Origin of the sequence: Streptomyces sp. N50 (assembly GCF_033335955.1) — a bacterium.
Classification (GTDB): Bacteria; Actinomycetota; Actinomycetes; order Streptomycetales; family Streptomycetaceae; genus Streptomyces.
Genome location: NZ_CP137549.1, coordinates 2,314,691 through 2,330,289, shown reverse-complemented (window position 1 = coordinate 2,330,289; position 15,599 = coordinate 2,314,691). Strand labels below are relative to the sequence as shown.

Annotated in this window: 10 protein-coding genes; 4 read left to right on the top strand and 6 right to left on the bottom strand. The window is 69.6% G+C overall.

Translation table 11 applies throughout. The features are described from left to right. Positions 1-147: 147 nt before the first annotated feature. The 3 genes from pulA to R2B38_RS10095 all read left to right on the top strand — a co-directional run bounded on the left by pulA (position 148) and on the right by R2B38_RS10095 (position 7,854). A complete protein-coding gene (pulA, locus tag R2B38_RS10105; protein WP_318015923.1) occupies positions 148-5,559 on the top strand; it encodes a pullulanase-type alpha-1,6-glucosidase in 5,412 nt (1,803 codons plus the stop codon). Between the two features lie 78 nt (positions 5,560-5,637). Further along, positions 5,638-7,257, top strand: a complete 1,620-nt coding sequence (locus R2B38_RS10100; RefSeq protein ID WP_318015922.1) for a fused response regulator/phosphatase — start codon at positions 5,638-5,640, stop codon at positions 7,255-7,257. A 240-nt stretch (positions 7,258-7,497) separates the two neighbouring features. After that, on the top strand, positions 7,498-7,854 hold the full coding sequence (locus tag R2B38_RS10095; RefSeq protein WP_033284217.1) for a 5-carboxymethyl-2-hydroxymuconate Delta-isomerase: 357 nt from the start codon (positions 7,498-7,500) through the stop codon (positions 7,852-7,854). Between the two features lie 39 nt (positions 7,855-7,893). Here the strand turns inward: R2B38_RS10095 and R2B38_RS10090 are convergent, their stop codons facing one another. From R2B38_RS10090 to R2B38_RS10070, 5 genes are all read right to left on the bottom strand, one after another. After that, a complete protein-coding gene (locus tag R2B38_RS10090; protein ID WP_318015921.1) occupies positions 7,894-8,583 on the bottom strand; it encodes a TetR/AcrR family transcriptional regulator in 690 nt (229 codons plus the stop codon). 56 nt (positions 8,584-8,639) lie between these two features. Next, positions 8,640-9,683 (bottom strand): PDR/VanB family oxidoreductase, encoded by a 1,044-nt coding sequence (locus R2B38_RS10085; RefSeq protein ID WP_318015920.1) that lies wholly within the window; start codon positions 9,681-9,683, stop codon positions 8,640-8,642. Further along, positions 9,683-10,549 carry a metal-dependent hydrolase gene (locus R2B38_RS10080; protein ID WP_318015919.1) on the bottom strand — a complete coding sequence of 289 codons (867 nt, stop codon included), beginning with the start codon at positions 10,547-10,549 and terminating at the stop codon, positions 9,683-9,685. The genes R2B38_RS10085 and R2B38_RS10080 overlap by 1 nt, the downstream gene beginning before the upstream one ends. 205 nt (positions 10,550-10,754) lie before the next feature. Continuing rightward, positions 10,755-12,683, bottom strand: a complete 1,929-nt coding sequence (locus tag R2B38_RS10075; RefSeq protein WP_318015918.1) for a hypothetical protein — start codon at positions 12,681-12,683, stop codon at positions 10,755-10,757. A 58-nt stretch (positions 12,684-12,741) separates the two neighbouring features. Continuing rightward, positions 12,742-13,263 carry a tetratricopeptide repeat protein gene (locus R2B38_RS10070; RefSeq protein WP_318015917.1) on the bottom strand — a complete coding sequence of 174 codons (522 nt, stop codon included), beginning with the start codon at positions 13,261-13,263 and terminating at the stop codon, positions 12,742-12,744. Positions 13,264-13,405: 142 nt separating this feature from the next. Here R2B38_RS10070 and R2B38_RS10065 point away from each other — a divergent pair, with 142 nt between their 5' ends. Next, positions 13,406-13,807 carry a hypothetical protein gene (locus R2B38_RS10065; RefSeq protein WP_199811068.1) on the top strand — a complete coding sequence of 134 codons (402 nt, stop codon included), beginning with the start codon at positions 13,406-13,408 and terminating at the stop codon, positions 13,805-13,807. Between the two features lie 124 nt (positions 13,808-13,931). Here R2B38_RS10065 and R2B38_RS10060 read toward each other — a convergent pair whose 3' ends face one another. Next, positions 13,932-15,494, bottom strand: a complete 1,563-nt coding sequence (locus R2B38_RS10060) for a DUF1996 domain-containing protein (RefSeq protein ID WP_318015916.1) — start codon at positions 15,492-15,494, stop codon at positions 13,932-13,934. Positions 15,495-15,599 lie beyond the last annotated feature (105 nt).

Sequence of the window (15,599 nt, the reverse complement as noted above, 5' to 3'; positions counted from 1 at the left end):
CAGACCGTTCCGGTAGGGAACCGCCGGGACCGCTGCTGAAAGTTCTTTCCATCGCTTTCACGACTCTTGCTGCAACCCTTGCGTCGGCGATACGGTCTCGCCGGGGTCGGACCCGAACTGAGCCGTAATCGCAAGGAGTTCACGCCTGTGATACCGAGATGGCCCGCGCCCGCGCCCCGCACGCGCCGCACCGAGCGACGGAGAAGGGCCACGGGCGTCATCGTCGCCGCCCTCCTCGCGGCCTTCGTCCAGCCCCTCGCCGCCCACGCCGCGACCCCGCCCGCACCCCCGTCGGACGCCAAGCTGGCCGCGACGCCCGCCCGGCACGACGACACCCGCGAGCAGTTCTACTTCGTGATGCCGGACCGGTTCGCGAACGGCGACACCTCCAACGACCAGGGCGGGCTTACCGGTTCACGCCTCAGCACCGGCTACGACCCCACCGACAAGGGCTTCTATCAGGGCGGCGACCTCAAGGGCCTGACGAACAGGCTCGACTACATCAAGGGCCTCGGCACCACCGCCATCTGGATGGCCCCCATCTTCAAGAACCAGCCCGTGCAGGGGACGGGGGCCGACGCCTCCGCCGGCTACCACGGTTACTGGATCACGGACTTCACCCAGGTCGACCCGCACTTCGGCACCAACAAGGACCTCGCGACCCTCATCTCCAAGGCCCACGCCAAGGGCATGAAGGTCTTCTTCGACGTCATCACCAACCACACCGCCGACGTCGTCGACTACGAGGGCAAGTCCTACGACTACCTCTCCAAGGGCGCCTTCCCGTACCTGACCAAGGACGGTCAGCCCTTCGACGACGCCGACTACGCGGACGGCAAGAAGACGTTCCCCAAGGTCACCACCGCGTCCTTCCCGAAGACCCCGACCGTCCCCGCCGACAAGGCGGACGTGAAGGTCCCGTCCTGGCTCAACGACCCGACGATGTACCACAATCGGGGCGACTCGACCTACGTCGGCGAGAACGCCACCTACGGCGACTTCTCCGGCCTGGACGACCTGTGGACCGAACGCCCCGAGGTCGTCAGCGGCATGGAGAAGATCTACGAGAAGTGGGTCCGCGACTTCGACGTCGACGGCTTCCGCATCGACACCGTGAAACACGTCGACATGGACTTCTGGACCCAGTGGGCGACGGCCCTCGACAAGTACGCCGCCGCGCACGGCCGGAAGAACTTCTTCATGTTCGGCGAGGTCTACTCCGCCGACACGTCGGTCACCTCGCCGTACGTCACCCAGGGCCGCCTGGACGCCACGCTCGACTTCCCCTTCCAGGACGCGGCCCGCGCCTACGCCTCCCAGGGCGGCAGCGCGCAGAAGCTCGCGAGTGTCTTCGGCGACGACTACAAGTACACGACGGACAAGGCGAACGCGTACGAGCAGGTCACCTTCCTCGGCAACCACGACATGGGCCGCATCGGCTACTTCCTGAACCAGGACAACCCGAAGGCCACCGACGCCCAACTCCTCGCCAAGGACCGGCTCGCCAACGAGCTGATGTTCCTCAGCCGCGGCAACCCCGTCGTCTACTACGGCGACGAACAGGGCTTCACCGGCTCCGGCGGCGACAAGGACGCCCGCCAGACGATGTTCGCGTCGAAGGTCGCCGACTATCTCGACGACGACGAGATCGGCACCGACCGCACGGCCGCGAGTGACTCCTACGACTCAACTGCCCCGCTCTACAAGCAGATCGCGGCTCTCTCGAAGCTCCGCAAGGACAACCCGGCCCTCACGGACGGCGTGCAGACCGAGCGCTACGCGGCCGACGGCGCCGGTGTCTACGCCTTCACTCGCACCGCCAAGAGCGCCGAGTACGTCGTCGCCCTCAACAACGCCGACACCGCGAAGACGGTCACCTTCGCGACCGGTTCGCCGGACATGAAGTACCGGGGGATCTACGGCACTTCGGCCACCGCGACGAGCGGTGCCGACAACAAGGTCACCGTCACCGTCCCGGCCGGTACCGCGATCGTCCTCAAGGCGGCCGGTGCCCTCGCCAAGCCCGTCACCAAGCCCACGATCACCCTCAAGGCCCCGGACGCGGGCGCCACCGGCACCGTCGAGGTGAGCGCCGACGTCACCGGCGGCCAGCTCGACCGAGTCGTCTTCGCCGCCCAGACGGGCAACGGCACGTGGCAGACGCTGGGCTCCGCCGACCACGCTCCGTACAAGGTCACGCAGGCCATCGGCAAGGACGTACCGGCCGGAACCGCCCTGCGCTACAAGGCAGTTGTCATCGACTCGACCGGCCGCACGGCGAGTGCGACGGCCGCCTCCACCACCGGCACCCCGCCCGCCGAAGCGATCCCCACCGCCTCCTCCCGCGACTACGCGATCGTCCACTACAAGCGCACCGACGGCGACTACGCCGACTGGGGCCTCTACGCCTGGGGCGACCTCGCCGACGGCGAGGCGACGACCTGGCCCGCGAGTCATCCCTTCGTCGGCCGCGATGCCTACGGCGCCTTCGCCTACGTCAAGTTGAAGCCCGGCGCGACGAACGTCAGCTTCCTGGTGATCGACAAGGACGGCGACAAGGACGTCTCCGCGGACCGTTCGATCGACGTCACGCAGACCGGTGAGGTGTGGATCGAGCAGGGCAAGGAGGCCGTACAGACCCAGCGGCCCGACTACCCGGCGCAGGACACCACCAAGGCCGTCATCCACTACCACCGCGCCGACGGCGACTACTCCGGCTGGGGGCTGCACGTCTGGACGGGTGCCGCGAACCCCACGGACTGGTCGAGCCCGCTCCAGCCGGTGAAGACTGACGCGTATGGCGCTGTCTTCGAGGTGCCGCTCGACTCCGGTGCCACCAGCCTCAGTTACATCCTCCACAAGGGCGACGAGAAGGACCTCTCCGCCGACCAGTCGCTCGACCTCAAGACCAACGGCAACGAGGTCTGGCTCTTGAACGGCCAGGAGAAGTACCTCCTGCCACAGCCCGCCGGGAGCGCGGCCGCCCTCGACCTGACCACGTCCAAGGCGGTCTGGATCGACCGCAACACGATCGCCTGGAACGGCTCCGACGCGGCTGCCTCCACCCAGCTCGTGTACTCCCACGACGGTTCGATCGCCGTGAAGGACGGCACGCTGACGAGTGACGACGAGCGGTGGCTGCGGCTGTCCAGGACCACGCTCACCGAGGCCCAGAAGGCCAAGTTCCCGTATCTCAAGGACTATTCGGCCTGGTCCGTCGATCCGCGTGATCGGGGGCGGGTGAAGGAAGCCCTCAACGGTCAGCTCGTCGCCTCCCAACGGGCCGCGAACGGCGCTGTGTTGGCCGCCACCGGCGTGCAGATCGCCGACGTGCTCGACGACGTGTACGGCTCCGCCACCAAGGCCGACCTCGGCCCGACCTTCCGCAACGGCCTTCCCACGCTGGCGGTTTGGGCGCCGACCGCGCAGAGCGTGTCCCTCGACCTCGACGGGTCGCTGAAGAAGATGAGCCGGAACTCCACCACCGGCGTCTGGTCCGTCACCGGTCCCGCCTCCTGGAAGAACAAGCCGTACCGGTACGTCGTGAAGGTGTGGGCGCCGACCGTCCAGAAGGTCGTCACCAACGAGGTCACCGACCCCTACTCGGTCGCCCTCACCACCGACTCGAAGCAGAGCCTCGTCGTCGACCTCGCCGACAAGTCCCTTGCCCCGAGCGGCTGGTCGAGCCTGAAGAAGCCCAAGGCGGTGCCGCTGAAGGACGCCGAGATCCAGGAACTGCATATCCGGGACTACTCGGTTGACGACAAGACGGTGCCGGCCGCCGACCGGGGCACGTATCTCGCCTTCACGGACAAGAACAGCGACGGCTCGAAGCATCTGCGGGAACTGGCCAAGTCCGGGACGTCGTACGTGCATCTGCTGCCCGCCTTCGACATCGCGACCATCCCGGAGAAGAAGTCGGATCAGTCCACCACCGACTGTGATCTCGCCTCCTACGCCGCCGACTCGGAGCAGCAACAGGCGTGCGTGGCGGCCGTCGCCGCGAAGGACGCCTACAACTGGGGCTACGACCCGTACCACTTCACGGTTCCGGAGGGTTCGTACGCGACCGACCCGGACGGCACCGGCCGTACCGTCGAGTTCCGCAAGATGGTCAAGTCGCTGAACGAGGACGGGCTGCGGGTCGTCATGGACGTGGTCTACAACCACACGGCGGCCAGCGGGCAGGCGGACTACTCGGTGCTCGACAAGATCGTGCCCGGCTACTACCAGCGGCTGTTGGCCGACGGCAGCGTGGCGAACTCCACCTGCTGTGCCAACACGGCGACCGAGAACGCCATGATGGGCAAGCTCGTCGTCGACTCCGTGGTCACCTGGGCCAAGGAGTACAAGGTCGACGGCTTCCGCTTCGACCTCATGGGGCACCAGCCGAAGGCCAACATCCTCGCCGTACGCAAGGCGTTGGACGCGCTGACCCTCGCGAAGGACGGCGTCGACGGCAAGAAGATCATCATGTACGGCGAGGGCTGGAACTTCGGCGAGGTCGCCGACGACGCCCGTTTCGTACAGGCCACGCAGAAGAACATGGCCGGCACCGGCATCGCGACCTTCTCCGACCGGGCCCGTGACGCCGTACGCGGCGGCAGCCCCTTCGACGAGGACCCGGGGGTGCAGGGCTTCGCGTCCGGGCTGTACACCGACCCCAACTCCTCCACGGAGAACGGCACTTCGGCCGAGCAGAAGGCCCGCCTCCTGCACTACCAGGACCTCATCAAGGTCGGCCTGAGCGGCAACCTCGCGAAGTACCGCTTCACCGACACCGACGGGAAGGACGTCACCGGCGCCGAGATCGACTACAACGGCGCTCCCGCCGGATACGCGGACGCGCCCGGCGACGCCCTCGCCTACGTCGACGCGCACGACAACGAGTCGCTGTTCGACGCGCTGACCTACAAGCTGCCCGCCACGACGAGCGCCGCCGACCGGGCGCGGATGCAGGTCCTCGCGATGGCCACCGCCACGCTCTCGCAGGGGCCGTCCCTCTCCCAGGCCGGTACCGACCTGCTGCGCTCCAAGTCCCTGGACCGCAACTCGTTCGACAGCGGTGACTGGTTCAACGCGATCCACTGGAACTGCGCGGACGGCAACGGCTTCGGGCGGGGCCTGCCGATGGCCGCCGACAACGCGTCCAAGTGGCCGTACGCGAAAGGCCTGTTGACGTCGGTCAAGGTCGGCTGCGGACAGATCGACGGGGCCTCGGCCGCGTACCAGGATCTGCTGAGGATCCGTACGACCGAGCCTGTCTTCTCGCTGGACACGGCCGGGCAGGTGCAGTCGGAGCTGTCCTTCCCGCTGTCGGGGAAGGACGAGACACCCGGGGTCATCACCATGGAACTCGGGGATCTGGTGGTCGTGTTCAACGCGACGCCGAGCGCGCAGGAGCAGAAAGTGGACTCCCTCGCGGGTACCGGATACCGGCTGCACCCGGTGCAGGCGGCAGGCTCGGACGCCACCGTGAAGTCGGCCTCGTACGCGAAGGTTTCGGGCACCTTCGTCGTTCCGGGACGCACTGTGGCGGTATTCACCCGGACACCCTGAAAGCGCATTACCGTAGTGGGGCAGGCTGTGGACACCGGCCTGCCCCACCGGTGTGTCAAAGGGCCAGGTCTGAGAAAAATGGACGTCAACGGCAAACTGACGCATGCGACCGTGCTGGTCGTGGACGACGAGCCGGCGAACCGGTTCGCGATCGAGAGTGTGCTGAGCCGCGCGGGGCATCGGGTCCTCGCGGTCGGCAGCGGCGCCGAGGCGCTCGACGAACTCGATGTGCGGCTGCGCAAGGGGAACCTGCCCGACGTGGCCCTGATCGACGTGCACCTGCCGGACATGAGCGGGTTCGACCTGTGCCGGCTGCTCAAGGAGCGGCCGCGTATGGCGGGCCTGCCGGTCGTGCACGTCTCGGCGCTCGCCGCGCCCCCGAGCGACCGCTGTCAGGCGCTCGACGCGGGCGACGAGGCCTTTCTGACGGTGCCCGCGGAGCCCGAGGAGATCGAGGCGGCGGTCCGGTCCGCGGTCCGCGCCGCCCGGCTGCGCGCTGACGACCAGGCGCTGGTACGACGGCTGACGCTGCTGTCGGAGATGATCGTCACCATTCAGGCGGCGCGCTCCCTCCAGGAACTCGTCGAGGTCGCCGCCGACGGCACCGCGCGGCTCACCGGCACCCCCGCCGCCGTGTTCGTCCTCGACCGGGACGACCAGCTGTACCGCGGCCTGCCCCGGGACCGCACCGCGGTCGCGCTGCCGGGCGAGGACGCCGACCGGACCGTGGCCCGGCTGCTGCGGCGGCTCTCGCAGGGGCAGTCCGGCGTGCAGATCACCACGGTGCCCGCGCCGCTGTGGCCCACCGGGTTCTTCCGGCCGGGCGTGGAGCACGACGCCCGCCTCGCGCTGGTCCTCACCCACGAGGGCCGGGCCCCGGTCTGCCTCGCCGCCCCCACCCGCGGGCTGCGCCGGGTGGGCCCCGAGGCCGGCGCGCTGCTGGCCCAGCTCGCCCAGGCCACCGCGCTCGCCGCTGAACCCCTCCTCATGTACCAGGTCGAGCGGCACGTCGCCCTCACCCTCCAGCGCAGCTTCCTGCCCACGCCGGACCGGCTGCCCGAACTCCCGGGCGTCGACACGGTCGTACGGTACGTGCCCGCGTCCCAGGACACCGAGATCGGCGGCGACTTCTACGCCGTCCTCAAGGTCACCGGGGGAGTGCTGTTCGCCGTCGGCGACGTCGTCGGGCACTCGCTGGAGGCGGCCACCGTCATGGTGGAGATACGGCACGCCCTGCGCGCCTACTGCGTCGACGAGAGCGACCCGAGCGTGCTGGCCGAGCGGCTGGACCGGATGCTCCAGCACTACCACCCGGAGACCACGGTCACCGTCTGCCTGGCCCTCGTCGATCCGGACACCGGGCGCACCCGTATCGCCAACGCGGGCCACATCCCGCCGCTGATCATCCGGGACAACGGCAGCGCGGACTACGCCAAGGCGGCCGGCCCGCTGCTCGGCGTGGGCCTGCCCCATCCGCCGCCCACGGAGATGTTCCTCGAACCCACCGACCGGCTCCTCATGATCACCGACGGCCTCATCGAGACCCGGGGCACGGACATCTCCGTGTCGATGGAACACCTCCGCGCGGCCGCCTCCGGCGCGCTGCCGGGTCTGGACGCCCTGTGCGACACGCTGCTCGACTGCTTCGGCGTGGACCGGGACGACGACATCGCGATGCTGGCGCTACGGCTGGGGTGAGCCGGTGGGGAGCTAGGGCCTGTCCGGCGGATCGGGTCGCAGGGAATCGGCGGTGCCTGATCAACTCCGGTGAGCGGGGCGTGGTGCGTGCAGCTGCAAGGCGGAGGAGGGAGTCGACGCGGAGCGTCGGCGACCGACGACAACGCCGCAGATGGGCGTGCCACGCCCCGCGTCTGCGACCGGATCCGCCGGACAGGCCCTAGGGTGAGCCCGTTGTTGGCTGAGAAACAGGAGCGCCTGATGCCGCAGATCACCGTCGACCACTCCCACACGATCTCCTTCGACCAGGACGGTTTCGCCCGTGCGCTGCACGAGGCGGTGGTCGAGATCGCCGCGGCCAAGCCGGAGGCGTGCAAGACGCAGTTCCGCCCGAGCGAGTACACGGCCTTCGGGTACGAGGGTCTCGACGAGCTGGGTCACACCGTCGTCCACGTCACCCTCGGCCTGCTCGCCGGGCGCAGCGAGGAGACCAAGGCCAAGCTCACCGAGAAGGTCCTGGACCTCCTCCGCGAGTACATCGACGAGGACGGCTCGGTGCTGCACGCCTCCGCCGAGGTACGCGAACTGGACGCGTCCTACCGGAAGTTCGAGCGCTAGAGCCTTGCGCTAGGGCCGCCAGGACATGTTCTGCGGCCGCTAGGACGCCAGCGCGATCAGCCGGACGACGAGGTCGGTGAACGGCCCGTCGCCCGGCTCGTTCCGGAGCGACTCCCGCAGCAGCGCGGCCAGTTCGTCGTCGTACGCCGCGCTCACCGCCGCCAACGCCCCGAAGTCGTGCACGAGTTGGCGTTCCAGATCGGCGCGCGGGATGCGCCGGCCGTCCAGCCAGATCAGGGCCGTCGACTCGACCAGCGAGATCCAGGAGCGGACCATCAACTCCAGCCGGGCGGGCGGCTGTTCGACCTTCATATGGGACAGGATCTGGAGATACGCGGCCTGCCGCACCCCGTCCACGAGCGCGTTGGTGGTGGACGAGCCGACCGCCGGGCCGCCGCGCATCAACGCCGCGAAACCGGGCCCGTGGTCGTCCACGAAGTCGAAGAACCGGCCCATCACCCGCAGCAGCCGTCCCCCGAGCGAGCCCTCCTGGGCGACCACGAACCGCCCGGCCAGATCGTCCGAGGCGCGCTGCAACGCGGCCTCGTACAGGCTGAGTTTGCCGGGAAAGTAGTGGTAGACCAGGGGCCGGGAGATGCCCGCGGCCGCGGCTATCTCGTCGATGGAGACCTCGTCGGGCGAGCGATGGCTGAAGAGGTCGAGAGCGACGCCGATCAACTGCTGTCGCCGTTCCTCGACTCCCATCCTGCGGCGAACCCCGGTGCTCATGCGAACACCTTACCGATCGGAACCGGCCCTCAACGGCCCGGTCCACCCAAGGTCGTTCACATGTCCAACACGATTCGCTCACCACGGGCCCGGGATACACAGATCAGCATCGAGTCATCACGCTCCGCGTCCGTCAGCAGCTCGTCCCGGTGCTCCACCTCCCCTTCCAGGACCCGCTGTTGGCAGGTTCCGCAGAACCCCTGTTCGCAGGAGTAGAGCGTGTCGGGCAGCTCCGCCCGTACGGCGGCCAGCAGTGTGGAGTCGGCGGGCACGGTCAACGTCCGCCCGCTGCGCCGGAGTTCGACCTCGAAGGCCGCGTCGCCGTGGTTGTCGCCGCCCAACGGGGCCCGGGGCACGAACCGTTCGAGCCGCACCTCCGGACACCGCTCCTCCACGGCCGCCATCAGCCCCTCGGGTCCGCAGCAGTAGACGGCGGTGCCCTCGGGCAACTCCGCGAGCAGCGCGTCGAGTTCGGGCCGCCGCCCGCTCACCACGGTGACCCGGTCAGCGCCGAACTCCGCCAACTCATCGAGAAACGGCATGGAGTTCGGGGTGCGGCCCACGTACACCAGCCGCCAGTCGGTGCCCTCCGGCAGTGCCCGCAGCATCGGCAGCACCGGGGTGATCCCGATCCCGCCGACGACGAAGACGTACGCGGGCGCCTCGACGAGCGGGAAGCGATTGCGCGGCCCCCGCACCTCCAACTCCGTTCCCACGCCCACCTGTTCGTGCACCTCGCGCGACCCGCCCCGCCCGTCCTCGACCAGCCGCGTCGCGACCGTGTACGACGAGGTGTCCGCCGGGTCCCCGCACAACGAGTGCTGCCGCACCAGCCCGGAAGGCAGCACCAGATCGATGTGCGCCCCGGGCTCCCACCGCGGCAAGTCCCGTCCTTCCAGGCGCAGTTGTACGACGCCCTCGGCGACCGTCTCCCGTGCGGCGACCGTCAGCCTCAGTGCCCGTGTGCGCGGCCGGCCGGAGATCGGCGGGTCCAGCGCGGGCAGCGGCCACAGCGGTGAGGCCCGCACCCGGCGCCGTAGCGCGCGGCGGGTCAGGAGGGCGGCGCCGGCCAGGGCAGCGACGGTGAGGGGCTTCGGCACTACTCCGCCCTCTTCTCGGCGGCCACCGCGGCGGGGGAGGACGCGAGGTAGGCGACGGCCTGTTCGGTGCTGCCCTCCTGTGAGGGGTGGTAGGTGCGGCTCAGGTAGCGGGGTATGGACCTGAGCATGTCGCCGGTGGCGGGGAGGGTGCCGCGCTTTCCGGCGACGTAGAAGTCCTTGAAGCTCGCCTTGGCGTCGACGAGGGTCGGGTCGTTCGCCATGAAGAAGCGGGAGCCGCGCTGCCACAGGAACATCAGGGCGGCGAACGCGGTCGCCCAGGTGCGGGCGCGGCGCCGGTAGCTGCCGTCGACGTGCATGAAGAGGTCGAAGGCGACGGAGCGGTGCTCGACCTCCTCGGCGCCGTGCCAGCGCAGCAGGTCCAGCATGGTCGGATCGGCGCCGCGCCGGTCCAACTCCTCGGCGTTCAGCACCCAGTTGCCGAGGAACGCGGTGTAGTGCTCGATCGCCGCGATGATCGCGACCCGCTCCAGCAGCCACCACTTCCGGGCCTTGCCCGGGGGCAGCGTGCGGTCGCCGAGCAGCTTCTCGAAGAACCAGTCGACCTGCGCGGTGTACGGGGTCGGGTCGAGGCCCAACTCCTTGAGATGTGGGAGGACTTCGTCGTGCGCCTGGGAGTGCATCGCCTCCTGGCCGATGAACCCGATCACGTCCTCGCGCAGCTTCTCGTCCCGGATGAGGGGCAGTACCTGCTTGTAGACGTGCACGAACCACCGCTCACCGGCGGGCAGCAGCAGGTGCAGCACGTTGATCGTGTGCGTGGTGAAGGGGTCGCCGGGCACCCAGTGCAGTGGGGTGCCCTCCCAGGAGAAGGACACCTTTCGGGCCTTGAGCGGCGTGTTAGACATGGCGTCAATGTACTGACGGGTAAGTCTCTGGGGAAGCCTTGTGCGGGGACTTGTTGACGCGAATGTCAGCTAGGGCCGGTTTCTTTGGGTGCGGGTCCGTCGTGGCTGGTCGCGCCCGCGCGGCGGAGCCGCAAATCGATACAGCCCCGCGCCCCTTTGGGCGCAGGACCTCGCCCGGCACTCAATCCGCCCTCCCGAGAACCGCTCAGCGCAGGCCGGTGATGGTGCTGCCGTCGTCCAGGGTCCCCTTCAGCTCGGCCTGGACTCCCTGCTTGGTCTTCACCGCCAGCAGACCACCCCGAGCCGAGCCATTGACCCCGCCCGTCGCACTTACCGCCTCCGTGCCCTTGCTGCCCGCCGCCAGCAGGAACCAGTGGCCCGCCGCCGACTTCCACAGGACTCCGGCCAGGACGTGCGGGTCACGCGCTCCGCACGCCGGGACGCCCTGCGCCTTCGCGGCGACCGCGCCGTACGTGCCGCCCGGTGTGCGGAACTGGGCCAGTACCCGCTCGCCGCCGCCCTGCCAGGTCTCGGCCCGGGTGCACACCCAGTCCGCCGCGCCGCTCGCGTCGGGCAGCGGCTGCTGGGCGAACTGCCAGGCGTTCACGGTCCGTACGCCGAGTGAGCGCATCGCGCCGAGGGAGCAGGCGAAGGGCGCCCAGGCGTGCTGCGCCGCCGAGCCGGAGACCTCGTGGACCGAGCCGGGGCGGCCGGCGGTGAGGTGCGCCGGGACCAGTTCGCCGAGGTCGCTCATCAGGCGGGTGGTGCCGGTGTCGTCGGTCAGCTGGAGCACGTTCCACGACGTGCACGCCCCGGTCGCCTGCGCGGGGCTGGCCAGCGGCGAGGTGATCCCCTCGGTGATGGTCATGGGCAGCGCGCCCGCGTTGGGCTTCTGCAGGTCGCGCTCGGCCGCCTTCTTCACCCAAGGGGCCGTCAGATAGCGGACGTTGCCGTCGGCGCGGTCCAGGACCACCGCGTTCGCCTCGGACCCGGTCGCGCCGTCGACGCGCGCGAAGTCCAGCGCCGCGCCCTTGGTGCCGTCCTTCGGTTCGGCGTAACGGGCGATGCGCAGACCGTCGTAGAGGATCACCACGCGCGCGTTGTCGACCGTGCCGGCGTAGAGGAGCTGGGGCGGTCCGGCGGGGCCGCCGGAAGGGGTGCCGGGGGTGGCCGAGACCTGGACGGACTCGCCGGGGCGGGCCCAGACGGCGAGGGCGCGGCGCAGCAGGTCGGTGTTCTCGGTGAGGTCGCCGCGGGCGGGCCAGACGGAGAAGTCCTCGCGGGCGGAGGACTGCCACGCGGTGGGTGCGATCCTGATCAACCTGCCCGGGTTCAGGGCGGCTTGGGACGCCGGGTTCTGCGCGTAGGCGGGTGCGGCGGCGCCGTCCGGGCCCCAGCCGCCGCCGGGCATCGCGAGCAGCGCGCCGCACACGGCGACGGCCGCCGCGGCGGCGAGCGCGGCCTTGCCGTGCTGGCGGCGGCGCATCAGGTCGGTGGGCCGCGCGTGCAGCGAACAGGGGTCGAACTCGGGGGAGTCGAGGAGTTCGTACTGCGCCGGCGTCTCGTCCGCCTCGCGCAGTGCCTCGTCCACCTCTTCCCCTTCTACGCCGGCTGCCGCGAGCACTCTGCGGACGTCGCCGTCGGGCAGCTTCTCCAGGCCGCGCAGCACGTACACCGCGCGGGCCGGTCCGGACAGGGCCGACAGCCGCTGGTCCAGGGCGAGTTCGTCGGCGCCGCCCGAGCGCGGGAAGAGCCGCAGTCCCCGCACCTGGGGGAGCAGCGGCGGGAGTTGGGACCGCTTGGGCCAGGCGCGGAACGACAGCGGGAGGCCCGCCTCCAGTGCCGTACGGACGACGTTGAGGCGGACGAAGGCGTAGCCGGGGTCGACGTCGCGGCCGGTCGACTGGGCCGGGATCACCGACGCGGCGGCGCGGCCCCGGGGGAGGGCGCGCTGGGTGAGGGCGTGGGCGGTCAGGACGCGCCGGTTGCGGCCGAGGCTCGGGGGGAGCACCAGATAGGCGAGCCGGACGAGCCGTGGATAGTGCTCGACGAGCGCGGCCTCGGCCTGTTCGACATCGACGACCGGGTCGGTGGGTGAAGCTGCGGGGCGCTTGGCGACATCCTGTGACTGCACGTTCAGCAAAACGAGCGAAGGGTGAGTTGGTCACCGCCGTCCGGTTGACTCAGGCGGTTCAGTCGGCCGGCTCGACCAGGGCCCGCGCGTAGTTCGCCATCGACCGCTGGTAGCGCGGGAGATGGGGCGCGAGGGCGCCCAGCACGAGGGACAGGCCCTCGCGGTCGCGGCCGAGGCTGGACAGACACAGCGCGAGGCACGCGCGGACCGCGTCGTCCAACTCGTCCGAGGGGGCGTCGAGTTCGGGGGTGAGCAGCTTGACGCCCTCTTCCGCCTGCCCGATGTTCCGCAGGGAGCTGGAGAGTTGGATCTTCGCCCGGCGTCCCTTGTAGCCGCTGTGCTCGCTCAGCCCGCGCGCGAGCGCCTCCCGGTACAGCGGGGCGGCCTGGTCGGAGTGCCCGGTGGAGTCCCAGGCGCAGGCCCGCTCGAACGGCCGTAGCGGACTGCCGTCCGGCAGCTCGGCGACGAGCGCGTCGATCACGGCACGGAACTCGGCCGCCCGCTCCTCCGGATAGTCGTCGAAGGTCGCCCAGGCGGCGGTCACACGGTCTTCCCAGCCCTGATCCACGTCTTGATCCATGGGCGTCACCCTCGCACACGCGTCCGGCCGATGACCATGGATTTGAGCGCTGGGCGCTTCGGGGCCGTATCGGATGAGACGGCCCCTCGCCGGGGTGCGTCGCGGCATGCTTTTGTTGACCGGACGACCGGAGGAACGACAGATGAGGTTGACCCGACCGATGCTCGCGATGGCCGGCGCCGCGGCGGCGCTGGCGCTGGTGGGGTGCGGTGCCGACACCAAGGCCGCGACCGTGCCGACGGAGGCCACCGGCAGCCTGGAGAGCCTGGCCGCCAAGGTGAAGTGCACGCCCGACATCCAGACCGACGCCGACGAACTCCGCCAGGCCATCTGCAAGATGAGCTACGGCAAGTTCGTCCTCGCGACCTTCGCCACCGACCGCGGCCAGCGCGAGTGGATCAACGACGCGAAGGACTACGGCGGTTTCTACCTCGTGGGCCGCAAGTGGGTCGCCGTGGGCACGGACGCGATCGTCAAGAAGCTGCAGACCACACTCGGCGGCAACGAGGAGATCGGCGTCGACCACTCGAAGCACACCAGCTAGCCGGAAAGGCTGTACCCGGTTCACACCCTTCAAGGGGCCGACACCGGTTAGGCCAGGACACACACGAAAGCGGGCGGTGGGAGAAACCCACCGCCCGCTTCGTACTACTGGGTCCTACTGGGTCTTACTGGCAGTTCTTGCCGGCGTTGATGCAGTTGGCGATCTTCGCCGCCAGGTTGTTCTTGGTGACGCTGATGAAGTCGTCGTGGTCGGTCGACGGCTTGTGCAGCTGCTCCGGGAATCCGTCCACCGCGTAGGCGTTCTTCACGGTGCCGTCCGCCTGGATGGTGGGGGGCGTGATCTTGTAGACCAGGCGCATCGTCAGCTGCGGGATGGCCTTGAAGCCGTTCCCGCACACACCGCTCGCCGGGTCCGCGAAGGCCACGTGCGTACGGTGGTTGGCGCTGTCGATGTTCACGCCGTCCCAGCAGCTCTGGAACGCGAAGGTGCGGACCACGTTGCTGCCCTGCGGGCAGATCGGGTACTGCTCCGTCAGCTGGACCTTGTTCTCGAAGCCGGTGCAGCTCCAGTGCGCGTTGGCGTTCGCCAGACCGTTGGTGAGGGTCTTGGCGTCACCGGTGATGATGCGCAGGAACTGCGGCATCGCGACGACCTTGCTGGCCGGCGAACCGACGTACTTGATCTGCGCCGACTGCGCGGTCAGGATCTTGCCGACGTTGCCTTCCTTGCCACCGCCGTCCGCGTTGGCGTCGAACTCCTGCGAGCCGTCCTGCACACGCACGACCGGCCAGTAGTACGACGAGAGGTCACTCTGGTTCTGGCAGCTGGAGGGGGCGGCCAGCAGCGAGTCGTTCGTGGAGAACGCGTTGACCTTCTGGTTGCCGACGTAGTCGTGCTCGTGGTGCGCGCCGTTGGTCACGCCGGGCGCCACGATGACGTTGTCGGTGTTGTGGTTCTTGTTCGCGTTGACACCGCACTTGGTGGTGAACGTACCGGTCGAAGCCTGGCCGCTGTTCTGCGGCTTCGCCTGCACGTTGTTCGCCACCTTCGTGATGTCCACGAAGTCGGCCGCCACCGGGCCGTTGCCGGCCTGGCCGCCGTTGTTGGCCGGCGGCGCCGCGGAGGCGCTGGCGCTCGGCGCGGCGGTGTTCTGGCCGCCGTTGTTCTGACCGCCGTTGTTCTGGCCGCCGTTGTTGTTCTTGCCCCCGCCGTTGTTCTTGCCGCCGCCCGCCGTGGTGGTGTTGGTGGCGTTCTGCGTCGTACAGGCGGCGAGCTGCTTCAGCGCGGTCGCGTTGACGGTGCCGCCCACTCGCTGGATGTCGATGCGAATGCGGTCGATCGTCGCGGCCCGCTTCTCCTTGAGGGGGCCGACGATCGCGTTCTGCACGAAGCTCGCGTCGTTCGCCTGGGCCTGACGCGTCGACGCGAGCCGGGCGTAGGCCTCGGTGATCTGCTTGTCGAGGTTCGCCAGCTCTACGGCGACACCCTGACGAGCCTTCTGCGGCACGTTCGTCAGCTGCTGGCCGACGTCCGGGCAGGCGATCGTCGCGACCTGCGCCGCGGCGGCGGCGGCCTTGGTCTCGTTCTGGCCCGACGAGTTGGACTCGTGCGCCGAAGCGTTCATCTGCGCCCAGAGCAGCCCGCCCCCACCGAGCACTAGGGCAGCCGATGCGGCAATGGCCTTGGTGGCCAGCGGCGTACGGCGTTTACGATCATTGCGTCCCATGGAACTCCTCTGACTTCCTTGCGGGGCAGCGAGGCGCCCGACAGGAGTGAAGCGGCGCCCTTTGATACGCAGGGGGTCCCAGGAGTGTTCAGCCGTCTCAGAAAC